Origin of the sequence: uncultured Thiodictyon sp., from assembly GCF_903828115.1 — a bacterium.
In the GTDB taxonomy this organism is placed as follows: domain Bacteria; phylum Pseudomonadota; class Gammaproteobacteria; order Chromatiales; family Chromatiaceae; genus Thiodictyon.
The window spans coordinates 1-6,765 of sequence record NZ_CAIKKU010000176.1 but is presented as its reverse complement, the minus strand read 5'-3'; the positions used below and the strand labels follow the sequence as shown (position 1 = coordinate 6,765).

General features: G+C 71.3%; 4 protein-coding genes and 1 pseudogene. All 5 read left to right on the top strand.

Annotated elements, in window-relative coordinates:
- The first annotated feature begins 204 nt into the window (after positions 1–204).
- The 5 genes and pseudogenes from QZY48_RS06210 (at position 205) to QZY48_RS06195 (ending at position 6,655) form a co-directional block, all read left to right on the top strand.
- Entirely contained in the window at positions 205–3,312 is a 3,108-nt protein-coding gene (locus tag QZY48_RS06210; protein WP_295429095.1) for a mechanosensitive ion channel domain-containing protein, read from the top strand.
- A gap of 239 nt (positions 3,313–3,551) precedes the next feature.
- Positions 3,552–4,673, top strand: coding sequence for a glycosyltransferase family 9 protein (locus QZY48_RS06205; RefSeq protein ID WP_295429093.1), 1,122 nt, complete (start codon positions 3,552–3,554; stop codon positions 4,671–4,673).
- Positions 4,568–5,089 (top strand): annotated as a pseudogene (locus QZY48_RS34620) (glycosyltransferase); the annotation flags it as partial. The gene QZY48_RS06205 and the pseudogene QZY48_RS34620, both read left to right, overlap by 106 nt.
- 67 nt (positions 5,090–5,156) lie before the next feature.
- Positions 5,157–5,750 carry a glycosyltransferase gene (locus QZY48_RS34615; RefSeq protein WP_366929641.1) on the top strand — a complete coding sequence of 198 codons (594 nt, stop codon included), beginning with the start codon at positions 5,157–5,159 and terminating at the stop codon, positions 5,748–5,750.
- Complete coding sequence (locus QZY48_RS06195; RefSeq protein WP_295429090.1) at positions 5,747–6,655, top strand: polysaccharide deacetylase family protein; 909 nt, start codon at positions 5,747–5,749, stop codon at positions 6,653–6,655. The genes QZY48_RS34615 and QZY48_RS06195 overlap by 4 nt, the downstream gene beginning before the upstream one ends.
- Positions 6,656–6,765: the final 110 nt, after the last annotated feature.

The following is a 6,765-nucleotide window of genomic DNA, read 5'->3' as shown; positions in this document are numbered from 1 at the left end:
TGTCGTAATCGTTGTCGAAATCGTGGTCGGATTATTCGATTACGACAACGACAACGACAACGACAGCGTACCCGGGATCCCGGCCACCACATCAGTTCTGATCGCACCCGGGCGGGCGTCAGGCGGGTCCGAAGCGGGCGCCCTGGGTTAAGATGGCCCCCCAGTCCCACCACCGACCGCGACCGGACCTTATCGAGTGTCACCATGAGTGTCACCATGCCCTGTTGGCGCAGGCTGATCCGTTCGCCGGCCGGCCCATCCCTGGGCTGGGCGCTGCTCCTGGTCCTGGCGTTGACGCCGGGGCTGGCACGGGCGGCGGGCGCGCCGATCCCGCCGCTCACGGACATCCGCGACGAGACCGCCCGCCTGCTGGGGGTGGGCACCGAGTTGGAGGCGGCGGTCGCGCGGCGGCTGCTGGACGCGCAGCGCCTGGAGGAGCGGCTCGCCCTGGAGGAGGTGCAACTGCGCGCCCGGGACGTCCACCCGGACCTGCTGCGGGCGGCGCGCCTGGAACTGGAAACCACGCGCATGCGCATCGACACGCTGAACGAGCAGACGGCACACCAGCGGCTCGCCCTGGCCCAGCTCGAACAGGGTATCGTGGCCCTGGCCGAGACCCCCGATCCCGACCCGGACACGGACCTGGCGCGCCCGCGCCGACTGGCGGCACTGCGGCTGCTGCGCGAGCAGGCGGACACCATCAGGTCCCTGGGGGACACCATGGGCCGCTTGGGCGCGGCCATCGGGCGCCTGCTGACACTCGACGAGCAACGGCTGCGCCTGCTCCAGGCGCGGGTGCGCCTGGAGAGCATCAATGACCTGGCCGGTCCCGGCGCGGGCAGCCTGGCGCTGGGTGCGGACGCCCAGGTCAAGGCGCAGGAACGCGCGGTCACCGATGCAGTGCGCGCGGCCAGCCGGCTGGCGGACGAGGCGGCGGCCGTCAGCGGTGATGACCCGGACGCCATCGCGCGGCGCGCGGCGCTCGATGCGCGCCTGCAGGAGGTGGCCGTCCGCGGCAATCTGGCCCAAAACGACCTGGAACTGATCGGCATCCGGCAGCGTCTGGACGCACTCGCGGTCCTGCGGGAGGACCCGTCCATGCCGGCCGGTCTGCTGGCGGGCGCCGCGGACCAGATCCGGGACCTGCGGACCCGACTGCGGGGATACCAGGGCACCTTGCAGTTACAGCGGCAAGTGCTGGTGGCCCGCCGCACCCTGGCGGCGGGCCGGGCGGCGCCGGACGGTACACCGACACCGGATGCGGACCTGGACGCGGTGCTCACCCGCCAGACGCAGGAGGTCGCGGACCTGCTGCATCGGGCCGGCGAGGAGCGCACCCGTTTCACCGCGATGGCGGCACAGGTCTATGCCCGGTCACTGACCGACCGGCACCCCTTCCCCCTGACCGGCCCCGAGTGGCGACGCATCGCCGCCGGGGTGGGCGGACTGCCGCGGCTCCTGGGACTGAGCCTGGGACGCCTGGCGCAGGACCTCCATACCCGCGCCGCCGCGATGGAACCGGCGCAACGGCCAATGCTGATCGGCGGGGCCCTGCTGCTGGTCTTCGGCGCCTTGGTCCTGAGCCGGGCGCTGCGGCGGCAGTTGGTCACGCCGGACCCGACCCGGCGGGTGGCCGCCCCGGCCGCGGCCCTGGCCGCGGCGCTCCCCCTGGCCATCCCCGCCGCGGTCTGGACCTGGGTCGGCACACGGCTCACCCTGCCCGGCTATGAGTTCGTGCCCGTCCTGCTCCTGTTCGGCATCGTGCCGGTGGCCGTCTTTGTGCTGACACTCGCCCGGGCGGCCTTGTTCGAGCGGGACCCGGCGCACGCCCGCTCACCGGCGCGTTGGCAGTTCTACCGGCGGCTGCGCTGGGTCCTGCTGTTGTCCGCCGTGGTGGCCGCGCTCTATCTGGTGACCGGATCACTCGGGGTCTCACCGCTGCTGGGCGATGTATTGGACCGCCTGGCGATGATCGGGCTGCTGCTGCTGGCCGTGCCGGCCTTCGGGCTGCGCGACCTGATCCTGCATCAGGCGCAGCGCCGGCGGGGAGCGGCGGCGACCGACGGGCAGGTGCCCGGAGACGCGGCGGGGGGGCAGGCGCCCCCGGTCGGGCGCGGGACCCGGCTGCTGAGCGAACTGTCCCGGCTGATCGCCCTCACGCTGGTCGCGGCGGGGATGCTGGGCCTGCTGGGATACGCCAACCTGGCCTGGGCGATCACCAGCCGTCTGGGCTGGCTGGCCCTGGTGGCGGCGCTCCTGTATTTCGCCATCGGCAGCCTGGGTGACCTGCGGGACCGGACCGCGGGGCGGCTCGCGGGTGAGCGCGGCGCCTTCTGGCGGCGCTATTTCCTGCTCCCGGGCCATGGGCTGGCGGTCCTCCTGGCCTGGCTGGCCGCGGGCTTGGGTCTGATCCGGCTCTGGGGCTGGGACAACCATACCCCGCCGATCCGCGCCCTGTTGGACTGGGCTGCGCACCCACTGCTCAATGCCGGGCACCTGAACCTGACCCCCTGGGACCTGGCCCTCTCGGTCCTGCTGGTGGTCCTGGCGGTCTCCAGCGGGGCCTGGGTCAAACAGGTCAGCTTCCAACTCGCCTATGGCCGGGTGCGCGACCGCGGACTGCGCCAGGCCCTGGCCACGCTCACGCAATACGTGGTGATGGTGTGCGGGGTGCTGCTGGCCCTGGAGGTGTCGGGGCTCAATCTGACCACCCTGCTGGTCTTCACCGCCAGCCTGGGGGTGGGGATCGGGTTCGGCCTCCAGAACATCGTCAACAACTTCATCTCCGGGATCCTGCTCCTGGTGGAACGCCCGCTGCGGGTGGGGGACGTCGTGACCGTGGGCAGCCACGAGGGGGAGGTCACCCGCATCGGCATCCGCTCGCTGACGGTGCGCACCTTCGACAAACAGGAGGTCTTCATCCCCAACGGGACCGTGATCAGCGGCGACTTCATCAACTGGACACACGGCGACGACATTTTGCGCACGGTCCTGACGGTGGGGATCGGCTACCAGGACGACCCGGACCGGGCCATGACCCTGATCCGCGACCTGCTGGCGGACTACGAGCCGGTGCTGCGCCTGCCCGGGCCCCTGGTCAGTCTGTGGGAGTTCGGGGACTCCGCAGTGATCCTGCGGGTCGAGTATTGCGTGCACTTTCTGGGGCCGGTGGGGCGCACCGCGGTCCGCTCAGAGGTCAACCGGCGCATCTGGTACGGCTTCCAGACGGCGGGGATCAGCATCCCCTTCCCGCAGAGGGATCTGCATATCATTCAGGAAAATACGTCAGGCAACGAGTCACTGACAGGTTAAACGCAATCGTCGTTGTCGTTGTCGTTGTCGTTGTCGTTGTCGTTGTCGTTGTCGTTGTCGTTGTCGTTGTCGAGATCGTAATCGGAGAAGCGATGCACTTTGCGGCGCGAGAGAATCCGGGACACTACGATAACCTCGATTACGACAACGACAACGACAACGGTGCCAAGAACATTCCCTAATGGACGTGTTTCACCTATCAATGAACCGTTCCTAACGTACTTTCTTCAGGAACCGACATGCCCGACCCCCACCCCCCCGCCCTCCCCCCGGACGCCCGCATCCTGCTGGTGCGCCTCTCGGCCATCGGCGATGTCGTGTTCGCCTCGCCCCTGGTGGCGGCGCTGCGGCGCGCCTGTCCCCAGGCCCATATCGCCTGGCTGGTCCAGCCCGAGTGCCGGGCCCTGCTGGACCACCACCCGGACCTGGATGAGGTGATCGTCTGCCCCATGGGTCACTGGCGGCGGTTGTGGCGCCGGCGGCGCTTCATCGCGCTGGGCCGGGGCCTGCGGGCGCTGCGCGAGACGCTGCACGCGCAGCGCTTCGACCTGGCCCTGGACCTCCAGGGGCTCGGCAAGAGCGGGCTCCTGACGCGGCTGTCCGGGGCGCGCGAGCGCATCGGCCTGGGCTCCCGGGAGGGCAGCGCCTGGCTGATGACGCGCACCATCGCGCGCGGCGGGGAGGCGCGGCGCATCGGCTCCGAATACCTGTACCTGGCGCAGGCCCTGGGGCTGCCGACCGACCCCTTCGAGATGGTCGTCCACTATGACGGGGCGGCCGGGCGCAGCGCCGACGCGACCCTGGTCCGCGAGGGCCTGACCAGCGGCTTCGCGCTCCTGTGCCCCTTCACCACCCGCCCCCAGAAGCACTGGTTCGAGGACCGCTGGGCGGACCTGGCCATCCGCCTGCGCCGCGAACTGGGGCTGACCCCGGTGCTGCTCGGCGGGCCGCGGGACCGGGCGGCGGCGGACCGGATCAATGACGGGGCGGCCGCGGGGGGCACCGACGGGGGCCTGGGGGGAATCCGCGACGCGACCCGGCCGCCGCTGGTCAACCTGGTGGGCCAGACCAGCCTGACGGAGGCCGCCGCCCTGATCGAGCGCGCCGCCCTGGTGGTGGCGGTCGACACCGGGCTGGGGCACATGGGCATCGCCGCCGGCACCCCGTCCGTGCTGCTCTTCGGCTCCACCTGTCCTTATCTTGAGACCACCCGCGCCAACGCCCGGGTGCTCTACCATCGGCAGCCCTGCTCGCCGTGCCGGCGCCGGCCCACCTGCAACGCGGACTTCACCTGCATGAAGGCCCTGGGGGTCGGCGAGGTCCTGGCCGCCGCCCAGGCAGTGCTCGGGACCGCGCCTTGAGGGTCCTGCATGTGGAGGGCGGCCGGCACCTCTACGGCGGTGCCTTCCAGGTCCTGCACCTGCTGCGCGGCCTGCACGCGCGCGGCCACGAGAACCTGCTCGCCTGCCCCGCGGGCTGCGCCCTGGGGGAGGCCGCGGCACCGGTCGCGCGGGTCCGGGGACTGCCGATGCACGGCGACGCGGACCTGCTGCTGGTGCCCCGCCTGGCCCGCCTGATCCGTGACGAGCGCCCGGACCTGGTGCACCTGCACAGCCGCATCGGGGCGGACCTGATGGGGGGGATCGCGGCGCGTCTCACCGGGGTGCCCGTGATCCACACGCGGCGGGTGGACAATCCGGAGCCGCGGTGGCTGGTCGCGCTCAAGTACCGGCTCCATGACCGGGTGATCGCCATCTCCGAGGGGATCGCCCGGGTGCTGCGCGGCGCGGGCCTGCCCCCGGAAAAGCTGCGGGTGGTGCGCAGCGCCGTGGACTGGCAGCGCTATGCCCGGCCCGGCGACCGGGCGGCGGTGGCGGCGCGCCTGGGGGGTGCCCGCCGCCGGCCCCTGGCTCGCCGTGGTCGCCCAGTTGATCGAGCGCAAGGGCCATCGGTTTCTGCTGCGCGCCCTGCCGCCCCTGGTGGCGGCGCACCCGGAACTCCGGGTATTTTTCTTCGGCCAGGGTCCGCAGGGGCCGGACCTGGCGCGCCAGATCCAGGCCCTGGGGCTCGGCGCCCAGGTGACCCTGGCCGGCTTTCGCGACGACCTCGATGAGATACTGCCCTGTCTGGATCTGCTGGTGCACCCGGCCCTGATGGAGGGGCTGGGCGTCTCACTGCTCCAGGCGGCGAGCGCCGGGGTGCCGATCGTCGCGAGCCGCGCCGGGGGTATCCCCGAGGCGGTGCGCGACGGGGAGAACGGACTCCTGGTCCCGCCCGGCGACGTGGCGGCCCTGGGTGCGGCGCTCGCCGCCCTGCTGGCCGATCCGGCGCGCCGACGCGCCTTGGGCGCCGGGGGCCGCGCGCTGATGGCGCGCGAATTCTCCATCGACGCCATGGTGGAGGGAAATCTTGGCGTTTATCGGGAGCTGTTGGGGTGATCGGCGCCCTGACCGAGCGCCCGGCCGTCAGCATCCTGGTCTATCACCAGGTGGGCGATTTCAAGGCGATGCGCAGGCACCGCGCCAACTACTGCGACCGCCGCCGCTTCACCCGCCAGATGGCCCTGCTGGCCCGGCTCGGCTACCGGGTGCTGGATCTCGACACGGCACTCGACTGTCTGGCGGGCGCGCAGGCGGCGCCGGCGCGCGCCGTTGTATTAACCTTCGACGACGGCTACGAGAACTTCGCGCAACAAGCCCTGCCGGTGTTGCAGGACCACGGTTTCCCGGCCACCGTCTATGCCATCAGCGGCTGGCTCGGGCGCCGCGCCGAGTGGTTTGCCGCGGAGCCCGACCGCCCCATCCCGGACCTGATGTCCGCGCAACGCCTGCGCGAGGTCCACGCGGCCGGCATCACCATCGGCTCCCATACGGCCAGCCACACCAGACTGCACCGGGCGAGCCGGCTGGTCCTGCGCCAGGAGTTGCGTGACAGCAAGGCGGCCCTGGAGGACATCCTGGGGGACGAGGTCCGGCACCTGAGCTACCCCTACAACAGCTTCGACCGCGCCACCGTGCACGCCGCCGCGCGCGCCGGCTATGCCAGCGCGACCACCTGCCTGCGCGGCCTGGCCACGGTCGCGGACCACCCGCTGGCCCTGCCGCGGCTGGCGATCTCATTCGGCGACCGCCTGCTCGCCTACTGGTGGAGACTGCTCATCGCGCCCGCCTGCGCACCCGCCCTGGTCCAATGGCGCCGCCACCTGGCCGACGAACCGGGGCATTTTCGGCCCCTGGGCGCGGACACCGGATACGGCGGCCCGGAGTCTTCGCAAGACGCCCTGCCTGCGAATGAACGCGACCAGAACCCAATGCCGTTGAGTAACGAGTCAAGAACAAGTTAAACACAGACATAATCGTTGTCGTTGTCGTTGTCGTTGTCGTTGTCGTTGTCGTTGTCGTAATCGTATTCGGAGAAGCGATGCAATTCAGGGTGCGAGAGAATCCGGGGCAC

Bases quoted from the DNA above. Each gene is read 5' to 3' on its own strand.
- QZY48_RS06210 (WP_295429095.1), top strand. From the start codon at position 205: ATGAGTGTCACCATGCCCTGTTGGCGCAGGCTGATCCGTTCGCCGGCC.
- QZY48_RS06205 (WP_295429093.1), top strand. From the start codon at position 3,552: ATGCCCGACCCCCACCCCCCCGCCCTCCCCCCGGACGCCCGCATCCTG.
- QZY48_RS34615 (WP_366929641.1), top strand. From the start codon at position 5,157: ATGCCCGGCCCGGCGACCGGGCGGCGGTGGCGGCGCGCCTGGGGGGTG.